Genomic DNA, 25,322 nt, shown 5'->3' with positions numbered 1-25,322 from the left:
CCTGGCACTCCTGTCATTGGTGGGCGTCCGGGCCGGGATTACTCGGCCGGGACGGTTTCAGGGGGTTCCTTGGAGCGTTGGGCGGGGCCGGGGGCCACGACTTCACGACCCGGGAAGGCCAGTGCGTAGATGAAGAGCACGCAACCCAGCACAACCGCCACGCCCGAGCCGAAGCGCATGACGTAGAACACCCAGAGCTGGTCCTGCACCTCCATGTAGTTCATCCCCATCACGCGCTGCAGGTGGGTCTGCACCGTACCCGCGAAGGTCAGCGTGAAGGTCATGAAGGTCATGCCGCCCGCCATCAGCCAGAACGAGGCCATGTTGAGCACCTGGTTATAGGGGTCACGTCCGCGCAGGATCGGGAAGGCATAGGACATGATCGCGAGGTTCAGCGCGACATAGGCGCCGAAGAAGGCGAGGTGACCATGGGCCGCCGTGATCTGCGTGCCGTGGGTGTAGAAGTTCACCCCGTGCAGCGTGTGCAGGAAGCCCCAGACGCCTGCGCCAAAGAAGGCGAGCGTCGCACAGCCGAGCGACCACAGCAGCGCCGCCTTGTTCGGGTGGTCGCGGCGGCCCTTCCAGACCATGACGAAGGCAAAGGCCATCATCGCGAAGAAGGGGATCACCTCGAGCGAGGAGAAGATCGAGCCGATCCACTGCCAGTAGCCCGGCGTGCCGATCCAGTAATAGTGGTGCCCGGTGCCCAGGATGCCCGAGAACAGCGCGGCGGCGACGATCACGTAGAGCCACTTCTCGACGACCTCGCGGTCAACGCCGGTCAGTTTCAGCATCAGGTAGGCGAGGATCGAGGCCATGATCAGTTCCCACACGCCTTCGACCCAGAGGTGCACGACATACCACCAGTATTGCTTGTCGAGCGCGAGGTTGCCGGGGTTGTAGAAGGCAAAGAGGAACAGCAGCGCCAGCCCCCAGAGGCCGAGCAGCAGGATGTTGGTGATCGCGGTCTTGCGCCCCTTCAGCACCGTCATCGTGACGTTGTAGAGGAACATCAGCGCGGCCACGACGATGCCCACCTTCACCCAGATCGGCTGTTCGAGGAACTCGCGCCCCTCCTTGCCGAGCAAGATATTCCCTTCGAAGAGGTTGAAGGTGTAGGTCACCACCGCGCCCAGCGTGCCGACCACGAGGATGATCAGCTGGAGATAGGCCAGCGTCGGCGAGTGGATCTCGCGCTCGCTTTCCTCGGGCAGCAGAAAATAGGCCGCGCCGAAAAAGCCCAGCAGCAGCCAGACGATCAGCGCATTGGTATGCAGCATGCGGCCGACGTTGAAGGGCAGCAGCTCGGAAAGGAAGTTCGGCTGCACATAGATCCAGCCGATGATGAGGCCCATCGTCACCTGAATGGCGAAGAGGCCGAGCGCGGTGCCCATGTAGACGAGCGCGATTTTCTGGGTCTGGTATTTCATGGATCTGTCTCCTCTCGCCTCAGCCGGCATCCGTGGGCGGCCAATTCTGGGCGTCGATCGTGTCGACCCAGAGAAGGAAATCGGCGAGTTCCTGGAACTGTTCGTCGGTCAGGTCGAAATGGGGCATCTGGCGGCGCCCCTCGATGCCCGTGGGCATCGCTTGCATCCAGCCCGATAGCGCGTCCTTCGCGCCCTCATGGTCGTCTGGCTCGATCCCCCAGCGGGTCATCACATTGGCCAGTTCCGGCGCGAAGTATGCGCCTTCGCCCATGATCGTATGGCAGTTGATGCAGGTTTTCTCTTCCCAGATCCGTTTGCCGGCGATCACCGAGGGCGTGAGCGTTTCGGCATTCGTCGAGGTGTTCGTTATGTAGAAGTGGCTATGGGCTGACAGGCCCAGAAAGATGAGGATGAAGAACAGGGATCCGCCATAGAAAATATTGCGGGCCATGCTCTTGGTCATGACTTCGCGCATTGCGCCTTCCTTTCGGAGCGATTGTCGATGTCGGCAGATCACCCCGTCGTGAACCGACTCGCCTTAACGAAAGTCAATCGTGAGCGATTGCGTCAGGAAATATGCGCGAGCTGGACGTCCGGGAACTGGCCGAGTGCGGCGTCGATCGCTTCGCGCGTCAACAGGCAGGCCCCGGTTGAAAGTGCGTCGGCCAACGCCGCCGAAGGCGCAGTGATCGCGACCAGCGACCAGCGCGGGGGTTGACCCTGCGGCCCGAGGATATGGGACTGCGCTCCCTCCGGACCGATCAATGTGCCACGCGGGGAGGAGACCGCGAGACAGCGATCGCTCAGGTCCGTTTCGCCCTTGATCGTGCCGAGCGGATCGGCCAGTGCCGCCCGCCAGGGACCGCCCTCGGGGCGCTGCCCCCGGGCCGCGATTTCGCCCATGTCGACGAGCACATCGCGCAAACCTTCCGCACGCAACAGCGCCGAGATCCGATCGGCGAGGTAGCCTTGCGCGATCCCGTTGAAACTCAGTGCCATGCCGGGGCGCGCGAGGCGGATCTCGCGTTCGTTCACGGAAAGATTCTCCCAGCCGACGAGGGCGCGCGCCATTGCCGGATCGCGCCCGAGCGCAAGCGCCTGCCAGAGCGGCTGGATCGTCGGGTCGAAGGCGCCGAGCGTGGCGGCGTGAACGGAAGTCGCGATCTCGATCACCTCGAGCATCTCCGGCTCGGGCCAGGCCAGTCTTCCGTCGCGGTTGAGCCGGGTCAGGGCGCTATCCCGATGCAAGGAGAAGATGTTTTCAAGCCGCTCGATCTCTTTCTCTACTTTCTGGAAAATGGTGAAAGAGCGCTCGGAAGTGACCCCGCTCAGCGTGATCCGGGCGGGGGACCCCATCGCGCGGCCTTCCCAGGTCTGGCGCAATGGCGCACCGCGCGCGGACAGCACCGGCATGGCGGCTGCGGCGGCGATCAGGGTCAGGGCTTGGCGCCGGTTCATCTCGAAGTCTCCATGCGCGGCAGGCGTGGCAACCAGAAGGCGGGCCAGAGCGCGGCCAGATAGAGTGCGAAGGCGAAGGTCCAGACGAGGGCCGAACCGAGCACTCCGGTAAAGTAGAACTCGGCGGGGAAGGCCGACGCCACCCAACGAAGCGCCGCGGCCAGTGGCAGCAAGGCATAGGAGAGCGCGATGCCATAGGGCGCGATGAGCGGCCGGCCGGTATGGCCTAGTGTTGCCCGGCTCATCATTGCGAGTGTCATCCCTCCCACGCCGCCGATCGCCGTGACATGCAGCGCTCCGATCTCGGAGCCGAAGCCGAGCAGAGCCAGCCCTCCCAGCAGCGCGCCCAGCCCGGTCAGCGCCATCGCCAGATGCAGAGCCGCGAGGATCGGGCGCGTCATCGCGAAGCCGCTTTTCCAGCCGATCATGCGGGTCATCTGCGCAAGGCCGAAAACCAGCATCACCGTGCCCTCGATGAAATCGGGAAGCCCTGCGAGCGCCCCGATGGCGGTGGCGATGGCGGCGATGATGGCCAATTTTTCAAGGTGGGCGCGTTTCTCCGGCAAGGCGGTTTCGGCGGGCTCGTGTCCATGCGCTTCAAGCGACTCGCGGATGATCGCATTGCGGGTGAAGGCGGGGGTTACGCGCCCGCCAAGAACGGCAATCATCGCGACGAGTGCGTAAAGCCCGCCGCGCAGTCCGGCCTCGGCGTCGCCCCAGGGCAGGCCCATCCAGTCGAGTTGAACGCGCCATTCTCCAAGCCAGAGCAGCGTGATCAGCCCGAGAAACATCATGTTCTGAGGCTTTGGTCGTTTCACGAGCTGCATTGCGAGCTTTGCGCCGAGGAGCGGCAGGAACCCGAGGCAGATCGATGCGACGAGCGAGTCGGGCAAAGCCGCCGAATACCAGACCGCGGCCCGCCCGGCGAGCCACAGGGCCGCGGCGCTCGCGATGAAGGCATGGCGCGCGGCCTGTGCGCCCGTCCAGTTCGGCACGGCGGTCAGGAAGAACCCCGCCATTGCCGCGGTGCCGTATCCGAAGATCATCTCGTGGCCGTGCCAGAGATGCGGGGCCATCGTGAAGGGCAGATCCCAGAGCATCCCGCCCGCCGCGTGGATGCCCAGATAAAGTCCCCAGACAAGGATCGAGACCACGGCCCAGATCCCGGCAGCGAGGAAGAAGACCCGGAATCCTTCTCCGAAGAGGCGTTTCATGGCACTCATTTGTTGCTCTCCTTCGCGGCTTGAGCGGCGCGGACGCGACGCTTGAGGATCATGCAGGCGGTCTCGTCATGCTGGATCACCTGACAACGCAGGCAGAGCACGCATTCATTGGGGTTGATCCGGCCCAGCGGGTCGATGGCGCCCACGGTGCATTGCGTCTCGCAATATCGGCATTCGCGGCCGCATTGCGGGCGGCGCTTGAGCCAGTCGAAAATCTTCAGCTTTGCCGGGATCGCGAGCCCCGCGCCCAGCGGGCAGAGGTAACGGCAATAGAACCGCTCGACGAAGAGGCCCGCCACCAGAAGCGCCAGCACGAACAGGACGAAGGGCCAGGCACGCAGGAAGCGCAGGGAGATCGCGGTCTTGAAGGGTTCGGCCTCGGCGAGGACCAGCGCGTCATGCATCGAATAGAACGAGAGCGCGACGATCGCGACAAAGAGCGTGTATTTCAGCGCCCAGAGCCGCTCGTGGAGCGCCTGCGGAACAGAGATTTGCCTGATGCCGAGTTTCTGTGCGGTCTCGTTGAGCAACTCCTGCAACGCGCCGAAGGGGCAGAGCCAGCCACAGAAGACACCACGCCCCCAGAACAACAGACCCAAGGCGACGAAAGCCCAGAGCAGGAAGATCACCGGTTCGATCAGGAAGGTCTCCCAGCGGAAGCCGGAAAACAGCGATTGAACGAAGGCCACGACCTGCACCACCGAAAGCTGACCGTTGAGCCCCCATCCGAGCACGAAAAGCGTGGTGGCGAGGAAGCCGAGCCGCAACCGGCGCCACAGTTTCGGGCGATGCACGATCCATTCCTGTGCAAAGAGGATCAGTGTCAGCACGCCAAGCATGGTCGCGACGATGCCGGTTTGAATGCGCTTGGCCGCCCAGATTTCCCGCCATAGAGGCTCGGGCGGGGCGGGCGGTGCGAGGCGCCAGATTGCCGGCAGTGCGTAATCGGCGCCGATCACATAGACGATCTGCGCGCCGGTCCTGGCGGGCCAGCTTGCGGTGACCTCGACCCGGAAGGGCAAAGTCGGATCGATCGCGTCTCCGGGCAGGCGAAAGACACTCGCCTCCTTGATCTCGGGGGCGCCCGTTATGGCGAGGCGCTTGACGATCAGGACATCCTCGGCCTTGGGGTGATAGCGCGTTGCGCCCTGCAAGATGGTAAGCCGGTCGAACTGGCCCGATCTGCGCCAGAGCGGACCGCGCGGCGAATAGAGCCCGCGCGAGATCACGATCAGCGCAGCATCACGCGGACCGAGTGAGCCGACAGCTTGCGTGTAGAGCTGTTGACCAAGCAGGTTCTGTCCGACGGTCGGTGGGTCGATCAAGCCGGTCCAGAATTCGAGGAAGGGAGCCTCGCCCGGCTGCACCGAAACTTTCGCTTCGGCTGAGGCAAGTGCCGCGTCGCTCATGCTCGCGAAGCCGCGGCGCAGGGCTTTCTTGGCGAGAAGGGCATTCCAGTCCGAGGGCGCATAGCTGATCCGGTCGATGCCGGCACTGTCCGAGATCAGCCCGCGCCCGATCGCGAGGGTGCGGGCGGTGCGCAAGATGCCGTCGCGGATCACCCCGGTCGAAACCGTGGCGCGGGCGATCACGTCGGGGGCGCCCTCCTGGGGCTCGAGGATTTCAGAGCGCGGGGCCGCAAGGTCGATCCCCGCGAAACCGTTCACGAAAGCGGCGATGTCCGCTTCGGAAATACCAAGTGTCAGCACCGGCTCGGAATGCCGCATCAGCCGCGCGCCGGCGATCTTCGCCTTCGTGTCGATCGCGACGAGAATATCAAGCGGGCGCCCCGAATAGCCGACCGACCCTGCGATTTCCCAGGTCGAGCCGATATAGCCGAGCGTCTCGCCGCTTGCCGAGACGACGCCCCATCCGGGAACGCCTTCTGCCGACCGGCGCAGCGAAACGGGTCCGGCAACGCCGAGCAAGGCGGTTGCGAGGGTGGCGTCGGGCTGGGCTGCGCTGATCGCGTCAGTGGCCACGCCTCCGGTTCCCGAGCGGGCCGGAGCGTCGAGATGCTGCGCCTGAGCGAGCGCGAAGGAAGAGAGAAGAATTCCCAGACAAAAAACTGCGCGGCGTCCGAAGACGCGCGCGCAAGTCGTAGGGAAACAGTGAGTCTTTGGTGTCATGTGGGATCTACCAAGGAAACTGCCCGCACAATCGCGAACAGGGCCGTCTGCCGCCTTAACGAAAGTCAAGGATCACGCCCGCGTGAAGCGCCATCTTCCGCTCAGCCTCACCAGCGAACGGAGATTCCCGTGATGAAAACCCAAGCTCAAAAAGCAAGGACGACGTTGCTCGCCAGCGCAGCCCTGGCGCTCACCTTTGGCGTTTCCGGCGCCTGGGCCGAGGAAAAGCCCGCCGACCATGGCGACACGCCCGCCGCGGCCTATGAGCCCTCGATGACGACTCTGGCCGAGATTCAGGTCGAACTTCCGGGTCGGAAACCGGGCGATCCGGTGATGACCGCCGACGAGTTCAACACCGCGAAGAAAATCTACTTCCAGCGTTGCGCGGGGTGCCACGGGGTGCTGCGCAAAGGCGCGACCGGCAAGCCCCTGACGCCCGATATCACGCGGGAACTTGGCTACGATCACCTCAACGCGTTCATCACTTACGGTTCACCGGCGGGGATGCCGAACTGGGGGACCTCCGGCGAACTGAGCGAAGAGCAAGTGGACCTGATGGCGCGCTACGTGCTACTCGAGCCGCCCGCGCCGCCCGAATTCGGCATGCCGGAGATGAAAGACAGCTGGAAGGTCATCGTCGCGCCCGAAGACCGTCCGACCCAGAAGATGAACGATATCGACATCACCAATCTGATGTCGGTCACGCTGCGCGATTCCGGTCAGGTGGCGCTGATCGACGGCGCGACCTACGAGATCCACGCCGTGATCGACACCGGCTATGCGGTTCACATCTCACGCCTGTCGGCTTCGGGTCGCTACCTGTTCGTCATCGGCCGCGATGCCAAGGTCAACATGATCGACCTGTGGATGGAAAAGCCCGACACGGTGGCCGAGATCAAGGTGGGCTCGGAAGCGCGCTCGATCGAGACGTCGAAATTCGAAGGCTGGGAAGACAAGTATGCGATCGCCGGCTCCTACTGGCCGCCGCAATACGTGATCATGGACGGCGAGACGCTCGAGCCGCTCAAGATCGTGTCGACCCGCGGCAACGTCTATGACGAGCAGACCTACCACCCGGAACCGCGCGTCGCCTCGATCGTGGCCTCGCACTACAATCCCGAGTTCATCGTCAACGTGAAGGAAACGGGCAAGATCCTTCTTGTCGATTACACCGATCTGAAGAACCTCAAGACGGTCGAGATCGAAGCGGAACGGTTCCTGCACGATGGCGGGTTCGACAGTACCCATCGCTATTTCCTCGTGGCGGCCAACGCGCGCGGCAAGGTGGCGATCGTCGACACCAAGGAAGACAAGCTCGTCGGCATCGTCGAAACCGACGGCCAGACGCCGCACCCGGGTCGGGGGGCGAACTTCAACCACCCGGTCTTCGGGCCGGTCTGGGCGACCTCGCACCTGGGCGACGAGACCGTGGCTCTGATCGGGACCGACCCCGAGGGCCATGCCGACAATGCCTGGAAACTCGTGGACACGTTCTACGCGCTGGGTGGCGGCTCGCTCTTCATCAAGACCTATCCGGGTTCGAACCACCTCTATGTGGACGCGCCGCTCAACCCCGAAGCCGATATCTCGGGCTCGGTCGCGGTGTTCAACATCGACTCGATGACGGCGGATGCGGATCCCGAGTTCAAGGTCCTGCCGATCGTCGAATGGTCGGGCATCACCGATGGCCAGCCGCGCGTCGTGCAGCCTGAATTCAACAAGGAAGGCACGGAAGTCTGGTTCTCGGTCTGGAACGCCAAGGACAAGGAGAGCGCGATCGTCGTGGTCGATGACAAGACGCTGGAGCTGAAACAGGTGATCAAGGACCCGCGCCTGATCACGCCGACCGGCAAGTTCAACGTCACCAACACCCAGAAGGATATCTACTGATCCTCTTGGAAAACAGGGGAGGGGCCGTCTGGCCCTTCCCATCCTCACGCGAGCGAGCTGCAAGGGAGACGACATATGACCCAGCTTGGCAAGGTTCATCTCATCGGCGCTGGTCCGGGCGATCCAGAACTGCTGACCTGCAAGGCGCTGCGCTTGCTCAAAGAGGTCGATGTCGTGGTCTATGACCGCCTCGTTTCTCCCGAAATCATGGCGCTGATCCCCGCCACGACGCGACTGGTCGCGGTCGGCAAGGAGGCCGGCTATCATTGCGTGCCGCAACATCGGATCAACGAAATTCTCGTGGAGCTTGCGAGCGAGGGGCTGCGCGTCGCGCGGCTGAAGGGGGGAGACCCGCTGATCTTCGGACGTGGCTCGGAAGAGGCCGCCGAACTCGAGGCCTCCGGTATCCCCTATGACTATGTTCCGGGCATCACCGCCGCTCAGGGTGCCGCCAGCTCGACCCATGTGCCGCTGACCCATCGCGGGCTGGCGACGGGCGTGCGCTACGTCACCGGACATCGCGCGAAGGATGCCGATCTCGATCTCGACTGGGACAGCCTGACCTCGCCCGAGACCACGCTCGTCGTCTATATGGGCGCCGCCAATATGGTCACGATTTCCGCCGAACTGATCGCGCGCGGCCTGCCTGCGAGCACGCCCGCCATGGCCATCGCTTCGGCGACCACCCCGCGCGAACGTCGCGTCGTCGGGCAGCTCGACACGATCGCCGAGGCCGCAACGGGTCTCAAGGCGCCGGTGCTGTTCTTCATCGGCGAGGTGGTTTCGCTCTACAAAGCGGAGGAGGCGCACGGCCTGCCGGTCTCTGACTGGCTGGAGCGCCACGGCCTTGCGGCCCATGCGTAGCCTCGCAGCCCTGCTGATCCTCGCCGCCTTGCCAGCGGGCGCCGGCGAGATCACCGCCGCCGACGCGACGCGGCTGAGCCATCTCGTCGAACAGGATTGCGGCTCGTGTCATGGCCTGACCCGCAAGGGCGGCCTCGGGTCGCCGCTCACCCGCGAGGCTCTCGACGGCCAGGACCGCGAGACTCTCGCCACGATCATCCTCGACGGCATGCCCGGCAGCGCGATGCCGCCCTGGCGTCCGATCATGACCGAAGAGGAAGCCTACTGGATTGCCGATTATCTGCTGGAGGCAGAGAAATGAAACGCGCCCTCACACTCTCATCCGCCCTGCTGCTTTGTTCCGCGCTGGCCGCCCCGCTCGGCGCGACCGAGTTGCGTGCCACCGGAGATCTCGGCGTGATCGTCGAGCGCGCGACGGGCTCGGTCCTGATCATCGACCAGTCCGAACATGCCGCGATCGGGCGTATCGAAGGGCTCGGAGATCTCTCGCACGCCTCTCTCGTCTTCTCGCCCGACGAACGCTTTGCCTATGTGTTCGGTCGCGATGGCGGGCTGAGCAAGATCGACATTCTCTCGCAGAAAATCGTGAAGCGAATCCTGCAATCGGGGAATTCGATCGGCGGGGCGATCTCGGATGACGGCAAGCTGATCGCGGTGGCGAATTACGAGCCCGGCGGGATCAAGATCTTCGATGCCGACACGCTCGATCTCGTGGCCGATATCCCGGCCGAGGGAAAAGCGCTGGGGCTAGAGGACGCCCCGGGCCGCAAATTCGTCTTCTCGGTCTGGGATACGGGCGAGACCCGGATCGTCGACATGTCGGGGGCAGAGCCCAGGATCACGACCTTCGCCCATGTGGGCGAGCAACCCTATGATGCGTTGGTGACCGATGACGGGCGCACCTATATCGCGGGGCTATTCGGTGAGGACGGGCTCGCCGCGATCGACCTGTGGGACGAGACTCCCGAGCCGCGACGCATCCTGCCGCATTACGGACGCGGGCAGGAGGAAATGCCCGTCTACAAGATGCCCCATCTCGAGGGCTGGGCGAAGGCGGGCGACCAGATCGTGCTGCCGGCGGTCCATCACCACGAGGTTCTCTGGATCGACTCGCGCTCGCTCGAAGAGACCGGCCGCACCGAGACCTATGGCCAGCCGGTCTTCGCGATGGCGCGGCCGGGCGGTCGACAGGTCTGGGTGAACTTCGCCCACCCGCTCAATGACACGGTGCAGGTGATCGACTCGATGACGCACCAGATCGTCGGCGAGATGAAACCCGGCCCGGCGGTTCTGCACATGGAATTCACGTCGCGCGGCACGGAGGCATGGGTCTCGGTGCGCGATGAAAACAAGGTGGTGATCTACGACACGACGACGTTGCAACCCATCGGCGAGATCGCGGCGGAAAGCCCCTCGGGGATCTTCTTCACCGCGCGCGCCCACAGACTGGGGCTTTGAAACATGGCCTACCTGACCGATTTGGATCACCGTCTGCTTGACGACTGGCAGCGCGGTTTTCCGGTGACGCCCGAGCCCTTTTCCGCGATCGCCTGCGACTTGGGCGTCGGGGTCCCCCGGGTAATTGCGCGTCTGCGCGAAATGGTGGCCGAAGGCACGGTCGCGCGGGTCGGGGCGACCTGCCGACCCAACACGGTCGGTGTCTCGACGCTCGCGGCAATTGCCGCGCCGGAGTGGCAGATCGACGAGATGGCGCGGATCGTGGGGCAGGAACCCGGCGTGAACCATTCCTACCTGCGCGAGCACGACTGGAACATCTGGTTTGTCGCCACCGCCCCCGATGCCGAGATGCTGGCGGCGACACTGGCGCGGATCGAGGCGCGCACGGGTCTGCCGGTTCTCGATCTTCCGCTCAAGCGGGCTTTCAATGTCGATCTCGGGTTCAAGCTGAACGGACCACGCCATGGTCTGCGCATGGGGGAAGGGGCCGATACCGGGGCGATCCAGGAAGGCGACCGAGCGATTTTGCAGGCGCTGACCGACGGGCTGGAGATCACCGAGGAACCCTATGCGGAGCTTGCGCGCAATCTCGGTCGCTCCGAAGCCGATATTCTGGCCCGTATCCGGGCGCTTCTCGATGCGCGCATCATCACCCGCCTTGGCGTGATCGTGCGTCACCGCGCCCTGGGTTGGCGCTCGAACGCGATGGTGGTGTGGAAACTGCCCGAGGAACGTGTGCCCGCCGCTGGCCATGCCTTGGTGAACCTGCCCGAGGTGACGCTGTGCTACGAGCGTCGCGGCACGCCGGAGTGGGATCACACGCTGTTCTCGATGATCCACGCAAAGACCCGCGGTGAGGCGTTGGCGGCGGTCGAAAAGGCCGCCGCACTGCCGGAACTGGCGGGTGCGAGCCATCAGGTCCTGTTCTCGATCCGCTGCTTCAAGCAGACCGGTGCCTTGCTCGATCGTCCCAGGCTGGAGGCTGCGCAATGAGACGTCAGCCGCTTCCCGATGATGCGCTCGACGCGATCGATCGCGCTATTCTCAACACCCTTCAAGACGGCTTTCCGATCGCGTCGCGTCCCTTCGACGAGGCGGGGGCCGGTCTTGGCGTGACCGGGGCGGAGTTGATCGACCGGCTTGCGAACCTGCGCGAGATCGGGGCGATCACCCGTTTCGGTCCGTTCTTCGACGTCGCGCCGATGGGTGGAGAGTTCTGCCTCTGCGCGATGGAGGTGCCCGAAAGTGATTTCGAGAGGGTCATGACTTTGGTCAATGCCCACCCGGAGGTCGCCCACAATTATGAACGCACTCATCGGCTGAACATGTGGTTCGTCCTCGCCGCGGTAGCTCCGGAAGGTATCGAGACAACAGCCGATGAGATCGAGCGGGAAACGGGGCTGAAGGTGCTCCGTTTCCCGAAACTCGAAGAGTTCTTCGTGGGTTTCAGGGTCACAGCCTGATGTTGGATGCAATCGAGAAACGGATCGTCGCGGCCACGCAAGGCGGCTTGCCCCTGTGCCCGCAGCCCTACGCCCAGATCGCTTCGCAGATCGGTCTGAGCGAAGACGAGGTCATGGCGCGGATGCGTGACATGCTGGCGCGCGGAGTGATCCGTCGCATCGCGCTTGCGCCAAATCATTACGCGCTCGGCATGACGGCGAATGGCATGTCGGTCTGGGACGTCGACGACGAAAAGGTTCGCGATCTCGGTCCCATGATCGGCGCGCTCGACTTCGTTTCGCATTGCTACCTGCGTCCGCGCGGCGAGGGCTGGCCCTACAATCTCTTCGCGATGATCCACGGACACGACCGCGCCGAGGTCGAGACCAAGCGCGCCCAGATCGCGGCCCTCCTGGGCGAAGCCTGCCGCGAGAGCGACATTCTCTATTCGACCCGCATCCTGAAGAAGACCGGGCTGCGGCTGAGGAAGGACTGAGACGATGTTTCGACTGACCCAATACATGCGCGAACTGGTCCATCCGACCCCGGTGCGCCGCCGCGAGGGGCCGGTGAAGCCGGTGGTGATCTGGAACCTCACGCGGCGTTGCAATCTTCGTTGCCGTCACTGCTACACCACCTCGGCCGATGTGAATTTTCCCGGCGAGCTGAGCCACGAGCAGGCGATGGGGGTCCTCGACGATCTCAAGGCTTACGGCATTCCGGCGCTGATCCTCTCGGGCGGCGAACCCCTCTCCCGGTTCGATTTCTTCGAACTGGCCGAGCGTGCGAAGGCGCTGAACTTCCGCCACCTGTCGCTCTCGACGAATGGCACGCTGATCAATGCCGAGAATGCCGGTCGGATTGCGGATCTGGGCTTCGACTATGTCGGGATCTCGCTTGACGGCATCGGGGCGACGAATGACTGGTTCCGTGGCCTCGAAGGAGCCTATGACGCGGCGCTGACGGGGGTGCGCGAGCTGCTCGCGCGGAATGTGAAAGTGGGGCTGCGCTTTACCATCACCGAGGACAACGCCGATCAGCTGGGCCAGATGATGGATCTGTGCGACCGCGAGGGTGCCGACAAGTTCTACCTCTCGCATCTCGTCTATGCCGGGCGGGGCGACAAGCACCGCGGCGATGACACCGAACATGGCCGCACCCGCGCGGCCCTCGACGAGTTGCTCGACAGGGCCTGGGTCGCGGTGGCCGAAGATCAGCCGCTGGAGATCGTCACCGGCAACAACGATGCCGATGCGGTCTATTTCCTGCGTTGGGTCGAGAAGAATTTCCCCGAGAGAGCCTCCCATATCCGGGCGCATCTGGAGGCATGGGGCGGGAACTCCTCGGGACTTGGCGTCGCCAATATCGACACGCTGGGCCGTGTGCATCCCGACACCTACTGGTCCGATTACACGATCGGCAACGTCAAGCAGACGCCGTTCTCGGACCTCTGGACCGGCGACGATCCGATGCTGGCCACATTGCGCACGCGGCCCCGCCCGCTCAAGGGGCGGTGCGGTGCCTGTGCCTACAAGTCGGTCTGCGGCGGCAATACCCGGATCCGCGCGCTGCAACTGACCGGCGATCCCTGGGCCGAAGATCCGGCCTGCTATCTTGGCGCGTCCGAGATCGGCCTCGATGCCGAGGCTCAGCGCGTCACCGTCACCCGTTTCCGAGGCAAGAGCCATGACCCCGCGCATCGCTTCTTCTGATCCGCTCGCCCGCTATCCTCTGCACCGCTCGCTGGCGCTTCCGGCCGGGGGGTTGGTGACGAGCATCGTCGTGTTGCTTGCCGTGATGAGCGTCGCACAAGCCGCCGAGGCCGAACCGAGCGCGGCGGCCCTTTTCAACGAGCATTGCGCAGTCTGTCATGGCGAAGGGCGTCTTGGCGGCACGGGTCCGGCATTGATCCCCGAAACGCTCGGGCGGATGTATGGGCCCAAGCTGGAAAAAGTGATCGCCGAGGGCCGTCCCGCGACGCAGATGGCGGGGTTTTCCGATCAGCTCACTGCAGAGCAGATCGCCGCGATCTCGCGCTATGTCGAAACGCCGCTCGCCGAGGTGCCGCGGTGGTCGGTCGAGATGGCGAATGAGAGCCTGGAGCTGAACCCGGATTACAAACCCGCCAAGGCGCCGGTCTTCACCGCCGATCCGATGAACATCACCCTCGTCGTGGAAACTGGAGATCACCATGTGTCGGTGCTCGATGGAGACACGTTCGAGGTGCTCGACCGCTTCGCGACGCCTTTCGCAGTCCATGGTGGCCCGAAATTCTCTCCCGACGGGCATTATGTATTCATCATGAGCCGTGACGGCTGGGTGCAGAAATACGATATCTGGTCACTGCAGGTGGTCGGTCAGGTGCGCGCGGGCCTCAATAGCCGCAACATCGCGATGAGCCATGACGGTAGATGGCTCGCGGTCGCCAATTACCTGCCACGCACGCTGACCATCCTGTCGACCGAGGATCTGTCGGTGGTCACAGTGCGCGACGTGGTCGCCCGCGACGGCACGCCATCGCGCGTCTCGGCGGTCTATCAGGCGCCGCAGCGCGAAAGCTTCGTTCTCGCGCTCAAGGATGCGCCGGAAATCTGGGAAATCGCGACCAGCCCGAACGCCGGGCCCTTCCATGACGGCTTCGTGCACAGCCACGAGCAGAGCATGGAAGAACAGCTCGGCGCCGAGGAGGGATTGTTCGCACGCCGCCGCATCCTGATCGACGAGCCGCTCGACGATTTCTTCTTCTCGCCCGACTATCGCAATTTGATCGGTGCAAACCGCGACGGCGACAAGGGCGTGGTGGTCAATCTCGATGTGGGCCGCGCGATCTCCGAACTGCCGCTGCCGGGAATGCCGCATCTGGGTTCCGGGATCAGCTGGGAGCGCAATGGCTCTCGCGTGATGGCGACGCCGCATCTCAAGGAAGGCGTGCTCTCGGTCATCGATATGAAGGACTGGTCGCTTGTGCGCCAGATCAAGACGATGGGGCCGGGGTTCTTCCTGCGCAGCCATGAGAATTCGCCCTATGTCTGGGCCGATGTCTTCTTCGGTCCGAACAAGGACAAGATGCACGTCATCGACAAGCAGAGCCTCGAGATCGTCAAGACGCTCGATCCCGCGCCGGGCAAGACGGTCGCCCATGTCGAATTCACCAAGGACGGCTCTTATGCGCTGGTCTCGATCTGGGAGGATGACGGCGCGGTCATCGTCTATGATGCGAAGACGCTCGAAGAGGTGAAGCGGCTGCCGATGCGCAAGCCCTCGGGGAAATACAATGTCTGGAACAAGATCACCTTCGATGACGGCACCAGCCACTGAGGGACCGCGCCTGTCGCGGCTGATGGTGTTGCTTTATCCCTTCGCCGCGGCGGCGGTCGCGATCAACCTCTTCATGCTGGGGCTGATGGGGCAATGGATCGGCCTGCCCGCAATCCCGCCGCTCGTGGCGCTGGCGCTCTCGCTGCCGCTGGGCGTGCCCGCGTCATGGGGCTTTTCCGTCTGGGTGAAAGGGTTGATCGACGAGGCAGAGGGTCGGCGCTGACGATCACGACCAGGGATCGTCAATCAGCGGCGAAGGCTTGGCGAAGTTCGTCAGATCCTCCGGGTTCGTGATCGTCACGATATTGCCTTCGAAAGTGACACCGTAAGGCTCCAACTGGCGGATCGCCCGGCTGAGATTTTCCGGCGTCATCCCGAGATAGGAAGCCAGATGGCGCTTTTCCTGCCCCAGTTCGAAGGCGGTGGGATTGCCTTCCATCGCGTAGCGCTGCAGCAGGTGATTGGCGAGCCGCTCCAGCGACGTGCGCAGTTTCAGGTTCTTGGTGCTCTTGACCACCGCGCGATAGCTGCGACCCAGTTCCGTGACGACCGCTCGCGCGAAATCGGCGTTGATATCGAAGATCTTCCGCACGTCTTCCGATGGCACCAAAACGATACGGGATTTCTCGAGCGTGCGCGCCGACATGAGATAGGGCGCGTCGCAGATCGTCGCCGCGAGAATGAAGGTTGATACCGGTTCGAGCGTGGCCATCACGGTCTCGCGCCCGTTCCAGCTCGCGAACATCTCGACCGCGCCGCCAGTGACCACATGCAGGAAATCGCTGCGCTCGCCCTGACTGGCCAGTTCGATACGGGGAGGGAAGGTCTGCACATAGGCACCCCGCATCAAGGCTGCGAAGTCATCGTCTTCGAGGCCCGTGAAAAGATCGAGCGCCCGAACCTCTGCGGCTTCGTCATCCTTGACCCGAATCGGCATTCGTTTTCCTTCGCTCAGGGCTGGTGCGTGGTGTTGACTTGATATTTATCAAGCGTGCGGCTGACATGCCACCCATGGCGCCTTGATGCGTTGCGTCATGCGACCTGACTGATTCTACGGCGCCGTTTATTTCGCTCCAGCTTCCGGGAGAGTTTGATCTTGATCAAGCCTCCTGCGTGCGTGCCTCGACATACCTCCTCGTGACGCTTCCGTTTCGCAACGGATGAAATACCAGGAGGGACAGAGCATGGAGCTCCAGAACAAGGCCACCTCCCTGTGGCCAAACTTTTTCAACGTGACGATGGTGCAGATCCGAACCTTCCACATGACGTGGTTTGCGTTCTTCGCCTGCTTCTTTGCATGGTTCGGGATCGCGCCGCTCATGGCGGTGGTGCGCGACGAACTGCACCTGACCAAGAGCCAGGTGGGCTGGGCGATCATCGGCTCGGTGTCGATGACGATCTTCGCGCGTCTGTTCATCGGCTGGCTCGTGGATCGGATTGGCCCTCGCAAATCCTACACCTGGCTGCTCATCCTCGGCTCTCTGCCGGTGATGGGGATCGGCCTTGCGCATGACTTCACCACCTTCCTGATCTTCCGTATCCTGATCGGCGGGATCGGGGCGTCCTTCGTCATCACCCAATACCATACCTCGGTGATGTTCGCGTCGAACGTGGTTGGCCAGGCCAACGCCACCTCGGCGGGCTGGGGCAACCTCGGCGGCGGGGTGACGCAATTCGTGATGCCGCTGCTTTTCTCGGTCTTCGTGGTGGGCTTCGGCTTCTCCGAGGCGCTCGGCTGGCGCCTGTCGATGGTCGTCGTCGGCGTGATCATCTTTCTTATCGGGATCGGCTACTACTTCCTGACGCAGGATGCGCCCGACGGCAATTACGACGACCTGCGCGCCCGTGGCATGATGCCGGAAAAGAAGACCGTCACCGGCGCTTACTGGACCGCGATGGCTGACTACCGCGTGTGGATGCTGTTCGTGATCTACGGCGCGTGCTTCGGCATCGAGCTGACGATCAACAACGTCGCCGCGCTCTATTTCGCGGACTACTTCAACCTGAGCCTCGTGGCCGCCGGCCTCGTCGCTGCCTCCTTCGGCCTGATGAACATCTTCGCGCGCACGCTGGGCGGTCTGTTCGGTGACAATTTCGGCTCGCTCTGGGGGCTGCGCGGCCGGTCCTTCTGGCTCTTCATGTGCCTCCTCTTCGAAGGCATCGCGCTGATGATCTTCAGCCAGATGCAGGTGCTTTTCCTCGCTCTTCCGTCGCTGATCGTCTTCTCGCTCTTCACGCAGATGGCGGAAGGGGCGACCTATTCGGTGGTGCCCTTCATCAACAAGAAGGCGCTGGGCGCGGTGGCCGGTGTCGTGGGCGCGGGCGGTAACGCCGGTGCGGTGCTCGCCGGCTTCCTCTTCAAGGGCGCGATGGACTGGCACGAGGCCTTCCTGATCCTGGGCATGGTGGTCACCGCCGCCTCGTTCCTCGCCTTCTTCGTCCGCTTCTCCACGAGGCAGGAAGATGAGGAGCGCGCGGCTTTCGCGATCGCCAACATCCAGACTTTGCGCAAACGCGCCGACAAGGCCAATGCCGAGCTCGAACACGCTCTCAACGCGATCGAGACCCGGAAAGTGGCCGTAGCCAGCGCCTGACGCGCGACCGCGGGGCGCGACGAGAACGCGCCGGGCCCCGCAATTCCATCAATCCGCCAAACGGGAGGAACAACCCATGGCAACCTCATCCCAAGCGGTCGCGCAGCAAGGCCACACCCTTGTCGACTGGCGTCCTGAAGATCCCGAGTTCTGGTCATCGCGTGGCCGTGCCATTGCGGCGCGCAACCTCTGGATCTCGATCCCGAACCTGCTGCTGGCCTTTTCGGTCTGGATGGTGTGGTCGGTCGTGGTCGCAAAGCTTCCGGCGATCGGCTTCAACTACTCCACCGGCCAACTGTTCTGGCTTGCGGCGCTGCCGGGTCTTTCGGGCGCGACGCTGCGCATCTTCTACAGCTTCATGATCCCGATCTTCGGCGGCCGCAAATGGACGGCCTTCTCGACCGCGACGCTGCTTCTGCCCGCACTGGGCATCGGCTTTGCGGTGCAGAACCCCGATACCCCTTACACCGTCTTCCTGCTGCTCGCTCTGCTGTGCGGTTTCGGCGGCGGCAACTTCGCCTCCTCGATGGCCAACATTGCTTATTTCTACCCCAAGAAGACCAAGGGCAATGCCCTGGCGCTGAACGCGGGTCTTGGCAATGCGGGCGTGTCGGTGATGCAGTTCGTCGTGCCGATCGTGATCACCTCGGGCGTGTTCGGCGCGCTTGGCGGCGCGCCGCAGCAACTGACTGCCGGTGGTGAGCTTTTCCTGCAAAACGCGGGCTTCGTCTGGGTGCCCTTCATCGTGCTTTCGGCGATCGCCGCATGGTTCGGGATGAATGACATCGCGTCGGCCAGTGCCTCGTTCAAGCAGCAATCGGTGATCTTCTCGCGCTTCCACAACTGGGTGATGTGCGTGCTCTACACCGGCACCTTCGGGAGCTTCATCGGCTACTCGGCGGGCTTCCCGCTCCTCATGAAGACGCAGTTCCCCGAAGTGGACGCTCTGCAATACGCCTTCCTCGGTCCGCTCGTGGGTGCGCTGAGCCGGGCTGGCACGGGCTGGATCTCGGACAAGTTCGGTGGTGGTCGCGTGACCTTCTGGACCTTCGTCGGCATGATAGTGGCGGTCTGGGGCGTTCTGCAGTTCCTGCCCTCGGCCGGTGACGCAGGCAACTTCTGGGGCTTCTTCGCCTGCTTCATGGCGCTGTTCTTCCTGACCGGCGTGGGCAATGCCTCGACCTTCCAGATGATCCCCTCGATCATGCGTCAGGAAGTGCCGCGTCTGAACCCGCATCTGGACGCTGCCGCCACTCTCAAGCAATCGGAGCTGGAAAGCTCGGCGATCATCGCCTTCACCTCGGCGATCGCGGCCTATGGCGCCTTCTTCATCCCGAAATTCTACGGCACGTCGATCAGCCTGACCGGCGCACCGAATGCGGCACTGTGGGGCTTCATGATCTTCTACGCGCTCTGCGTGGTGGTCACCTGGTTCTTCTACAGCCGCAAGGGTGCGTCCGTTCCCTGCTGACACGACCGGCGCGCGCCGTCGTCCCTCGGCGCGCGCCTCTAACCCATTTCCGCAAGGAGACGCGACATGAGCCACTTGCTCGACAGACTTAACTTCCTGCAATCGAAGGAATTGGAGCAGTTCTCGAATGGCCACGGGCAAGTGACCCGCGAGGACCGCAAATGGGAAGACACCTATCGCTCCCGCTGGCGCCACGACAAGATCGTGCGTTCGACCCACGGCGTGAACTGCACCGGGTCGTGCAGCTGGAAGATCTACGTGAAATCCGGGATCGTGACCTGGGAGACGCAGCAGACCGATTATCCGCGCACCCGGCCGGGATTGCCCAATCACGAGCCGCGCGGCTGCGCTCGAGGCGCTTCCTATAGCTGGTATCTCTATTCCGCGGCGCGGATGAAATATCCGATGGTACGCGGCAAGCTGCTGAAAATGTGGCGCGAGATGCGCAAGACCAAGTCGCCAATCGCGGCATGGACCGCCATCCAGAGCGATCCTCTGCTGCGCGCCGAATACACCAAGGCCCGCGGGAAGGGCGGTTTTGTGCGCGCGAGCTGGGACGAGGCGACCGAGATCGCAGCGACCGCGAATGCCTATACTGCGAAGACCTACGGGCCCGATCGCGTCTTCGGCTTCTCGCCGATCCCGGCGATGTCGATGGTCAGTTACGCTGCCGGTGCGCGCTACCTCTCGCTTCTGGGAGGCACCTGTCTGTCCTTCTATGACTGGTACTGCGATCTTCCGCCTGCCTCGCCGCAGACCTGGGGCGAGCAGACCGACGTCCCGGAATCCGCCGACTGGTATAACGCGGGCTATCTGCTGATCTGGGGCTCGAACGTGCCGCAAACCCGCACGCCGGACGCCCATTTCTATACCGAGGCCCGCTATCGCGGCACCAAGTCTGCCGTGATCTGCCCCGACTACTCGGAAGCCTCCAAGTTCGGTGACATCTGGCTCAACCCGAAGCAGGGCACCGACAGTGCGCTCGCCATGGCGATGGGGCATGTGATCCTGCGCGAGTACCACCTCGACCGACAGGCCGAGTATTTCGAGGATTACGCGCGGCGCTACTCCGACATGCCGATGCTGGTGCTGCTCGACGAGCAAGACGGGCGTCACGTTCCCGGAAAGATGCTGCGCGCCTCCGATCTCGACGGCGCGCTGGGTGAGGCGAACAACCCCGACTGGAAGACCGTCGCCCATGACGAAACCTCCGGCAATTTGGTCGTACCCAACGGGTCGATCGGCTTCCGCTGGGGCGAAGAAGGCAAATGGAACCTCGAGGACCGCGCCGGTGCAAAGGAGACGCGGCTGCGCCTGAGCCAGGTGATGGAAGAGGACCACGATGACGTGGTCGGGGTCGATTTCCCCTATTTCGGCGGCGCTGCCACCGAGAATTTCGTCAAGTGCCAGCATCCCGATGTGCTCACTCGCAACGTGCCGGTGAAAAAGGTCACGCTCGCCGATGGCCGCGAAGGCATGGTCGCTACCGTGTTCGACCTGCTCTGCGCCAATTACGGTCTCGACCGGGGGCTGGGCGGCGACTGGGTGAGCCACAATTTCGACGATGACCTGCCCTACACCCCCGTCTGGGCGGAGAAGATCACCGGCGTGTCGGCCGACAAGATCATCGCCGTGGCCCGTGAGTTCGCGACCAATGCCGAGAAGACGCATGGCAAGTCCATGGTGATCCTCGGGGCCGGTCTGAACCACTGGTATCACATGGACATGAACTACCGCGGTATCATCAACCTGCTGGTGATGTGCGGTTGCGTCGGTCAGGAAGGCGGTGGCTGGAGCCACTACGTGGGACAGGAAAAGCTTCGCCCGCAAACCGGCTGGCTGCCTCTGGCTTTCGGTCTCGACTGGTCGCGCCCGCCGCGGCAGATGAACGGAACTTCGGCCTTCTACGCCCATACCGACCAGTGGCGCTACGAGACGCTCGGCGTGAGCGAGATCCTTTCGCCCACCGCGCCGAAGGGTGACTGGGACATCTCGCTGATCGACTACAACATCCGCGCTGAACGGATGGGGTGGCTGCCGTCGGCTCCGCAACTCAAGACGAACCCGCTCGAGGTCACCAAGGCCGCCAAGGCTGCCGGCATGGATCCCAAGGATTACGTGGCCGAAAAGCTGAAGTCCGGTGAGCTGCAGATGTCCTGCGAGGACCCTGACGCCCCGGAAAACTGGATGCGCAATCTCTATGTGTGGCGTTCGAATCTTCTGGGTTCGTCGGGCAAGGGGCACGAATACTTCATTCGTCACCTGCTCGGCACCGACAGCGGGATTCTCGGCAAGGATCTTGGCGAGGAAGGTCGGGCGAAGCCGAAGGAGGCGGTCTGGCACGACAAGGCGCCGGAAGGCAAACTCGACCTGCTCGTTTGCATCGACTTCCGTATGTCGACGACCGCGGTCTATTCCGACGTCGTTCTGCCGACCGCGTCCTGGTATGAAAAGAACGACCTCAACACCTCGGACATGCACCCGTTCATTCACCCGCTTCAAGCGGCTGTGGACCCTGCCTACGAGTCGAAGTCCGACTGGGAGATCTTCAAGGCGATCGCCAAGAAATTCCAGGAGGTTTCACCGGAGGTTCTCGGCAAGGAAACCGACATTGTCCAGGCGCCGATCCTGCACGACACGGCGGGCGAATTGGCTCAGCCAGAGGTGCGCGATTGGAAGAAGGGCGAATGCGACCTGATCCCGGGCAAGACCGCGCCCAACTACGTCACGGTCGAGCGCGACTACGGCGCGATCTACGATCGGTACGTGGCGCTTGGTCCGCTGATGGACAAGCTGGGCAATGGCGGCAAGGGGATCGGCTGGGATACCAAGCACGAGGTCGAAGCGCTTCGCAAACTCAATGGCGAATGGGAGGATGGTCCCGCCAAAGGTTGCCCGAAAATCGATACCGATATCGATGCAACCGAGGTGATCCTGATGCTCGCGCCTGAAACCAACGGCGAGGTTGCGGTCAAGGCTTGGGGGGCGCTCGAGAAACCCACCGGCCGCGGGCACAAGCACCTTGCCGAAGGGCAGGAGCACACGAAGATCCGCTTCCGCGATATCGCCGCGCAACCGCGCAAGATCATCTCGTCCCCGACCTGGTCGGGTATCGAGAGCGAGGAAGTCTGCTACAACGCCGGCTACACGAACGTGCATGAGCTGATCCCGTGGCGCACCCTATCGGGTCGTCAGCAGCTCTATCAGGATCACCTCTGGATGCGCGCTTTCGGCGAGGGCTTCGTGTCCTATCGCCCGCCGGTCGACCTGAAGACCGTGACGCAAGATGTGCTCGCCGGCGACGACAAGCATGTCGTGCTGAACTTCATCACTCCGCACCAGAAGTGGGGCATCCACTCCACCTATACCGACAACCTGCTGATGCTCACGCTGAACCGCGGCGGGCCGGTGGTCTGGATTTCGGAGACCGACGCGAAGAAAGCCGGGATCGAAGATAACGACTGGGTTGAGGCCTACAACGTCAACGGCGCGCTGACCGCGCGGGCGGTCGTCTCGCAGCGGATGAAGGAAGGCACGATCTTCATGTATCACGCGCAGGAGAAGATCGTGAACACGCCGGGCTCCCAGAAGACGGGCCTGCGCGGGGGGATCCACAACTCGGTGACCCGCGCCACGCTCAAGCCCACGCATATGATCGGCGGCTACGCTCAACTCGCCTACGGTTTCAACTACTACGGCACCGTCGGTGCGAACCGGGACGAATTCGTCGTGGTCCGCAAGATGAAGAAGATCGACTGGCTCGATGAGCCCGCTACCCAGGAGGCAGCAGAATGAGAGTCCGCGCACAAATCGGCATGGTGCTGAACCTCGACAAATGCATCGGGTGTCACACCTGCTCCGTGACCTGCAAGAACGTCTGGACCAGCCGCGACGGTGTCGAATACGCCTGGTTCAACAACGTCGAGACCAAGCCTGGCACCGGCTATCCGACCGACTGGGAAAATCAGAAACGCTGGAACGGTGGCTGGAAACGCACCCGTTCCGGCAAGCTGATCCCGCGGCAGGGTTCGAAATGGCGGATCGTGGCGAATATCTTCGCCAACCCCGACCTGCCCGCGATCGACGACTACTATGAGCCGTTCGATTTCGACTACGAGCATCTCGCCAACGCGCCCGAGATGACGGCTTTCCCGACCGCCCGCCCGCGCTCCAAGATCACCGGCGAGCGGATCGAGAAGATCGAGAAGGGGCCGAACTGGGAGGAAATCCTGGGCGGCGAATTCTCGAAACGCTCGAAGGATTACAACTTCGAAGGCGTCCAGAAGGAGATCTACGGGGAATACGAGAACACCTTCATGATGTATCTGCCGCGCCTGTGCGAGCATTGCCTCAACCCGGCTTGCGCGGCCTCCTGCCCCTCGGGCGCGATCTACAAGCGCGAGGAGGACGGCATCGTCCTGATCGACCAGGACAAATGCCGCGGTTGGCGGATGTGCGTCTCGGGCTGTCCCTACAAGAAGGTCTATTACAACTGGTCGACCGGCAAATCCGAGAAGTGCACCTTGTGCTATCCGCGGATTGAAAGCGGCAACCCGACCGTGTGTTCGGAAACCTGCGTGGGCCGGATCCGGTATCTGGGCGTGATGCTCTACGATGCCGACAAGATCGAGGAGGCCGCGAACGTGCCGTCCGAGCAGAAGCTCTATGATGCGCAGCTCGACGTATTCCTCGACCCCAACGATCCGGTCGTGATCGAGGCCGCGCGCGCCGACGGCGTTCCGGAAGAGTGGATCAAGTCGGCGCAGCAAAGCCCGATCTGGAAAATGGCGATGGAGTGGAAGGTCGCCTTCCCACTGCACCCCGAATACCGCACGCTGCCGATGGTCTGGTATATCCCGCCGCTCTCGCCGATCCAGAACGCCGCCGAAGCGGGCGCGATCGGCATGGACGGCGCGATGCCGGACGTGAAGAGCCTGCGTATCCCGCTGCGCTACCTCGCCAACATGCTGACCGCCGGTGACGAGGCCCCGATCGCGACCGCGCTCGAGCGGATGCTTGCGATGCGTTCCTACATGCGCGCCAAGACCGTCGACGGGGTTCGCGACGAGGGGATCGCCGCGCGTGTCGGTCTCTCGGGACGGGTGATCGAAGACATGTACAAGATCATGGCGCTGGCCGATTACGAGGACCGTTTCGTGATCCCGACAACCCATCGCGAACAGGTCGAGGACGCTTACGATCTACGCGTTGGCACCGGGTTCACCGATTGCAACGGCTGCTCGACCGGGATCTCGAAGGGCTCGCTCTTCGGGGGCTCCAAACGTCCGCTCAAGATGCCGCAGGAGGTGCAGTGATGGACCGTCAACTCAATGATCGCACGCTCAAGGCCTTCTCGGTCCTGCTGAGCTATCCGACGCAGGAGTTGCAACAGGCAATGCCGGAGATCGGGGGCGTTCTCGCCTCCGAGACGCGGCTCACGGCGGCAGCGCGGCGGGACCTGCGCCCGCTGATCGAAGAGCTCGGCGCGCGTGACATCTACGCGCTCGAAGAGGACTACGTGATGCTCTTCGACCGCTCGCGCAGCCTGTCGCTGAACCTCTTCGAACATGTCCATGGAGAAAGCCGTGATCGTGGCGGCGCCATGGTCGACCTGCTCGAAACCTATCGTGCGGCCGGTTTCGAGCCGGCCACGAGCGAACTGCCCGACCACCTTCCCGTGCTGCTCGAGTTCCTTGCGACTCGACCGGCCGAGGAAGCACGCGACATGCTCGCCGATGCGGCCCATATCCTCGCTGCGATCGGCGAGCGGCTGGGCAAGCGCGAAAGCGCCTACGCGGCGATCTTCGCGGCGCTCGTGCAAATGTCGGGTGAGGTGGCTGACGAGGAGGCCGTGGCCGAGATCCTCGCGCGGCCTGATCCGTCCCCCGACGATCTCGAGGAGATCGACAAGATCTGGGAAGAAACCGAGGTCACCTTCGGTCCCGACCCGAATGCAGGCTGTCCGCAGGTGCGCGACATGCTCGCGCAGATGGATCCGCCCAAACTGCGCCACGCGAAAACCGCGGCGGAATGACGGAGGCTCA

At 63.4% G+C, this 25,322-nt stretch carries 21 protein-coding genes; 15 read left to right on the top strand and 6 right to left on the bottom strand.

Annotation, left to right across the window (positions count from 1 at the left end):
- Positions 1–38 precede the first annotated feature (38 nt).
- The 5 genes from BMG00_RS08465 to BMG00_RS08445 form a co-directional block, all read right to left on the bottom strand.
- The gene (locus tag BMG00_RS08465) at positions 39–1,430 is read right to left on the bottom strand and encodes a cbb3-type cytochrome c oxidase subunit I (RefSeq protein WP_078526382.1); all 1,392 of its coding nucleotides are present in this window, start codon (positions 1,428–1,430) and stop codon (positions 39–41) included.
- 19 nt (positions 1,431–1,449) lie between these two features.
- Positions 1,450–1,905 carry a c-type cytochrome gene (locus BMG00_RS08460; protein WP_078526380.1) on the bottom strand — a complete coding sequence of 152 codons (456 nt, stop codon included), beginning with the start codon at positions 1,903–1,905 and terminating at the stop codon, positions 1,450–1,452.
- A gap of 92 nt (positions 1,906–1,997) precedes the next feature.
- Positions 1,998–2,888, bottom strand: coding sequence for an FAD:protein FMN transferase (locus BMG00_RS08455; RefSeq protein WP_078573973.1), 891 nt, complete (start codon positions 2,886–2,888; stop codon positions 1,998–2,000).
- The gene (locus BMG00_RS08450) at positions 2,885–4,111 is read right to left on the bottom strand and encodes an NnrS family protein (protein ID WP_078573967.1); all 1,227 of its coding nucleotides are present in this window, start codon (positions 4,109–4,111) and stop codon (positions 2,885–2,887) included. The genes BMG00_RS08455 and BMG00_RS08450 overlap by 4 nt, the downstream gene beginning before the upstream one ends.
- Positions 4,108–6,093, bottom strand: a complete 1,986-nt coding sequence (locus BMG00_RS08445) for a NosR/NirI family protein (RefSeq protein ID WP_245794970.1) — start codon at positions 6,091–6,093, stop codon at positions 4,108–4,110. The genes BMG00_RS08450 and BMG00_RS08445 overlap by 4 nt, the downstream gene beginning before the upstream one ends.
- A gap of 279 nt (positions 6,094–6,372) precedes the next feature.
- Between BMG00_RS08445 and BMG00_RS08440 the strand changes: the two genes are divergently transcribed.
- The 10 genes from BMG00_RS08440 (at position 6,373) to BMG00_RS08395 (ending at position 15,436) form a co-directional block, all read left to right on the top strand.
- Positions 6,373–8,130 (top strand): nitrite reductase, encoded by a 1,758-nt coding sequence (locus BMG00_RS08440; protein WP_078573964.1) that lies wholly within the window; start codon positions 6,373–6,375, stop codon positions 8,128–8,130.
- Positions 8,131–8,205: 75 nt separating this feature from the next.
- Entirely contained in the window at positions 8,206–8,994 is a 789-nt protein-coding gene (gene cobA / locus BMG00_RS08435; protein WP_078573962.1) for a uroporphyrinogen-III C-methyltransferase, read from the top strand.
- Positions 8,987–9,295 (top strand): c-type cytochrome, encoded by a 309-nt coding sequence (locus BMG00_RS08430; protein ID WP_078573961.1) that lies wholly within the window; start codon positions 8,987–8,989, stop codon positions 9,293–9,295. Before cobA ends, BMG00_RS08430 begins: the two co-directional genes overlap by 8 nt.
- Positions 9,292–10,452 (top strand): cytochrome D1 domain-containing protein, encoded by a 1,161-nt coding sequence (locus tag BMG00_RS08425; protein ID WP_078573960.1) that lies wholly within the window; start codon positions 9,292–9,294, stop codon positions 10,450–10,452. Before BMG00_RS08430 ends, BMG00_RS08425 begins: the two co-directional genes overlap by 4 nt.
- Before the next feature lie 3 nt (positions 10,453–10,455).
- Positions 10,456–11,445 carry a siroheme decarboxylase subunit beta gene (gene ahbB / locus BMG00_RS08420; protein ID WP_078526365.1) on the top strand — a complete coding sequence of 330 codons (990 nt, stop codon included), beginning with the start codon at positions 10,456–10,458 and terminating at the stop codon, positions 11,443–11,445.
- Positions 11,442–11,915: an Lrp/AsnC family transcriptional regulator gene (locus BMG00_RS08415; RefSeq protein WP_078573958.1), complete on the top strand. Its 474-nt coding sequence runs from the start codon at positions 11,442–11,444 to the stop codon at positions 11,913–11,915. The genes ahbB (BMG00_RS08420) and BMG00_RS08415 overlap by 4 nt, the downstream gene beginning before the upstream one ends.
- Positions 11,915–12,391, top strand: coding sequence for a siroheme decarboxylase subunit beta (gene ahbB / locus BMG00_RS08410; RefSeq protein WP_078573957.1), 477 nt, complete (start codon positions 11,915–11,917; stop codon positions 12,389–12,391). Before BMG00_RS08415 ends, ahbB (BMG00_RS08410) begins: the two co-directional genes overlap by 1 nt.
- A gap of 4 nt (positions 12,392–12,395) precedes the next feature.
- Positions 12,396–13,607 carry a heme d1 biosynthesis radical SAM protein NirJ gene (nirJ, locus tag BMG00_RS08405; RefSeq protein WP_078573955.1) on the top strand — a complete coding sequence of 404 codons (1,212 nt, stop codon included), beginning with the start codon at positions 12,396–12,398 and terminating at the stop codon, positions 13,605–13,607.
- Positions 13,608–13,692: 85 nt separating this feature from the next.
- On the top strand, positions 13,693–15,213 hold the full coding sequence (locus BMG00_RS08400; protein WP_078574279.1) for a cytochrome D1 domain-containing protein: 1,521 nt from the start codon (positions 13,693–13,695) through the stop codon (positions 15,211–15,213).
- Complete coding sequence (locus BMG00_RS08395) at positions 15,194–15,436, top strand: hypothetical protein (RefSeq protein ID WP_245794969.1); 243 nt, start codon at positions 15,194–15,196, stop codon at positions 15,434–15,436. Before BMG00_RS08400 ends, BMG00_RS08395 begins: the two co-directional genes overlap by 20 nt.
- A 3-nt stretch (positions 15,437–15,439) precedes the next feature.
- Here the strand turns inward: BMG00_RS08395 and BMG00_RS08390 are convergent, their stop codons facing one another.
- Complete coding sequence (locus tag BMG00_RS08390; protein WP_078526353.1) at positions 15,440–16,150, bottom strand: cyclic nucleotide-binding domain-containing protein; 711 nt, start codon at positions 16,148–16,150, stop codon at positions 15,440–15,442.
- Positions 16,151–16,397: 247 nt separating this feature from the next.
- Between BMG00_RS08390 and BMG00_RS08385 the strand changes: the two genes are divergently transcribed.
- The 5 genes from BMG00_RS08385 to narJ all read left to right on the top strand — a co-directional run bounded on the left by BMG00_RS08385 (position 16,398) and on the right by narJ (position 25,312).
- Entirely contained in the window at positions 16,398–17,807 is a 1,410-nt protein-coding gene (locus BMG00_RS08385; protein WP_078526351.1) for an MFS transporter, read from the top strand.
- 76 nt (positions 17,808–17,883) lie between these two features.
- Positions 17,884–19,278, top strand: coding sequence for a NarK family nitrate/nitrite MFS transporter (locus BMG00_RS08380; RefSeq protein ID WP_078573952.1), 1,395 nt, complete (start codon positions 17,884–17,886; stop codon positions 19,276–19,278).
- Between the two features lie 66 nt (positions 19,279–19,344).
- On the top strand, positions 19,345–23,073 hold the full coding sequence (locus BMG00_RS08375) for a nitrate reductase subunit alpha (protein WP_078573951.1): 3,729 nt from the start codon (positions 19,345–19,347) through the stop codon (positions 23,071–23,073).
- Positions 23,070–24,593, top strand: a complete 1,524-nt coding sequence (gene narH, locus BMG00_RS08370; protein WP_078526345.1) for a nitrate reductase subunit beta — start codon at positions 23,070–23,072, stop codon at positions 24,591–24,593. Before BMG00_RS08375 ends, narH begins: the two co-directional genes overlap by 4 nt.
- Positions 24,593–25,312, top strand: a complete 720-nt coding sequence (gene narJ, locus BMG00_RS08365; RefSeq protein ID WP_078526343.1) for a nitrate reductase molybdenum cofactor assembly chaperone — start codon at positions 24,593–24,595, stop codon at positions 25,310–25,312. Before narH ends, narJ begins: the two co-directional genes overlap by 1 nt.
- Positions 25,313–25,322 lie beyond the last annotated feature (10 nt).

This window comes from Thioclava marina (assembly GCF_002020135.1).
GTDB classification, from domain to species: Bacteria; Pseudomonadota; Alphaproteobacteria; order Rhodobacterales; family Rhodobacteraceae; genus Thioclava; species Thioclava marina.
This window is presented reverse-complemented; position numbering and strand designations above follow the sequence as displayed.

Bases quoted from the DNA above. Each gene is read 5' to 3' on its own strand.
- BMG00_RS08440 (WP_078573964.1), top strand. From the start codon at position 6,373: ATGAAAACCCAAGCTCAAAAAGCAAGGACGACGTTGCTCGCCAGCGCA.
- BMG00_RS08415 (WP_078573958.1), top strand. From the start codon at position 11,442: ATGAGACGTCAGCCGCTTCCCGATGATGCGCTCGACGCGATCGATCGC.
- narH (WP_078526345.1), top strand. From the start codon at position 23,070: ATGAGAGTCCGCGCACAAATCGGCATGGTGCTGAACCTCGACAAATGC.
- ahbB (WP_078573957.1), top strand. From the start codon at position 11,915: ATGTTGGATGCAATCGAGAAACGGATCGTCGCGGCCACGCAAGGCGGC.
- BMG00_RS08385 (WP_078526351.1), top strand. From the start codon at position 16,398: ATGGAGCTCCAGAACAAGGCCACCTCCCTGTGGCCAAACTTTTTCAAC.
- BMG00_RS08460 (WP_078526380.1), bottom strand. From the start codon at position 1,905: ATGCGCGAAGTCATGACCAAGAGCATGGCCCGCAATATTTTCTATGGC.
- narJ (WP_078526343.1), top strand. From the start codon at position 24,593: ATGGACCGTCAACTCAATGATCGCACGCTCAAGGCCTTCTCGGTCCTG.
- BMG00_RS08380 (WP_078573952.1), top strand. From the start codon at position 17,884: ATGGCAACCTCATCCCAAGCGGTCGCGCAGCAAGGCCACACCCTTGTC.
- nirJ (WP_078573955.1), top strand. From the start codon at position 12,396: ATGTTTCGACTGACCCAATACATGCGCGAACTGGTCCATCCGACCCCG.
- cobA (WP_078573962.1), top strand. From the start codon at position 8,206: ATGACCCAGCTTGGCAAGGTTCATCTCATCGGCGCTGGTCCGGGCGAT.
- BMG00_RS08425 (WP_078573960.1), top strand. From the start codon at position 9,292: ATGAAACGCGCCCTCACACTCTCATCCGCCCTGCTGCTTTGTTCCGCG.
- BMG00_RS08400 (WP_078574279.1), top strand. From the start codon at position 13,693: ATGAGCGTCGCACAAGCCGCCGAGGCCGAACCGAGCGCGGCGGCCCTT.
- BMG00_RS08390 (WP_078526353.1), bottom strand. From the start codon at position 16,150: ATGCCGATTCGGGTCAAGGATGACGAAGCCGCAGAGGTTCGGGCGCTC.
- BMG00_RS08450 (WP_078573967.1), bottom strand. From the start codon at position 4,111: ATGAGTGCCATGAAACGCCTCTTCGGAGAAGGATTCCGGGTCTTCTTC.
- ahbB (WP_078526365.1), top strand. From the start codon at position 10,456: ATGGCCTACCTGACCGATTTGGATCACCGTCTGCTTGACGACTGGCAG.
- BMG00_RS08430 (WP_078573961.1), top strand. From the start codon at position 8,987: ATGCGTAGCCTCGCAGCCCTGCTGATCCTCGCCGCCTTGCCAGCGGGC.
- BMG00_RS08375 (WP_078573951.1), top strand. From the start codon at position 19,345: ATGAGCCACTTGCTCGACAGACTTAACTTCCTGCAATCGAAGGAATTG.
- BMG00_RS08395 (WP_245794969.1), top strand. From the start codon at position 15,194: ATGACGGCACCAGCCACTGAGGGACCGCGCCTGTCGCGGCTGATGGTG.
- BMG00_RS08455 (WP_078573973.1), bottom strand. From the start codon at position 2,888: ATGAACCGGCGCCAAGCCCTGACCCTGATCGCCGCCGCAGCCGCCATG.
- BMG00_RS08465 (WP_078526382.1), bottom strand. From the start codon at position 1,430: ATGAAATACCAGACCCAGAAAATCGCGCTCGTCTACATGGGCACCGCG.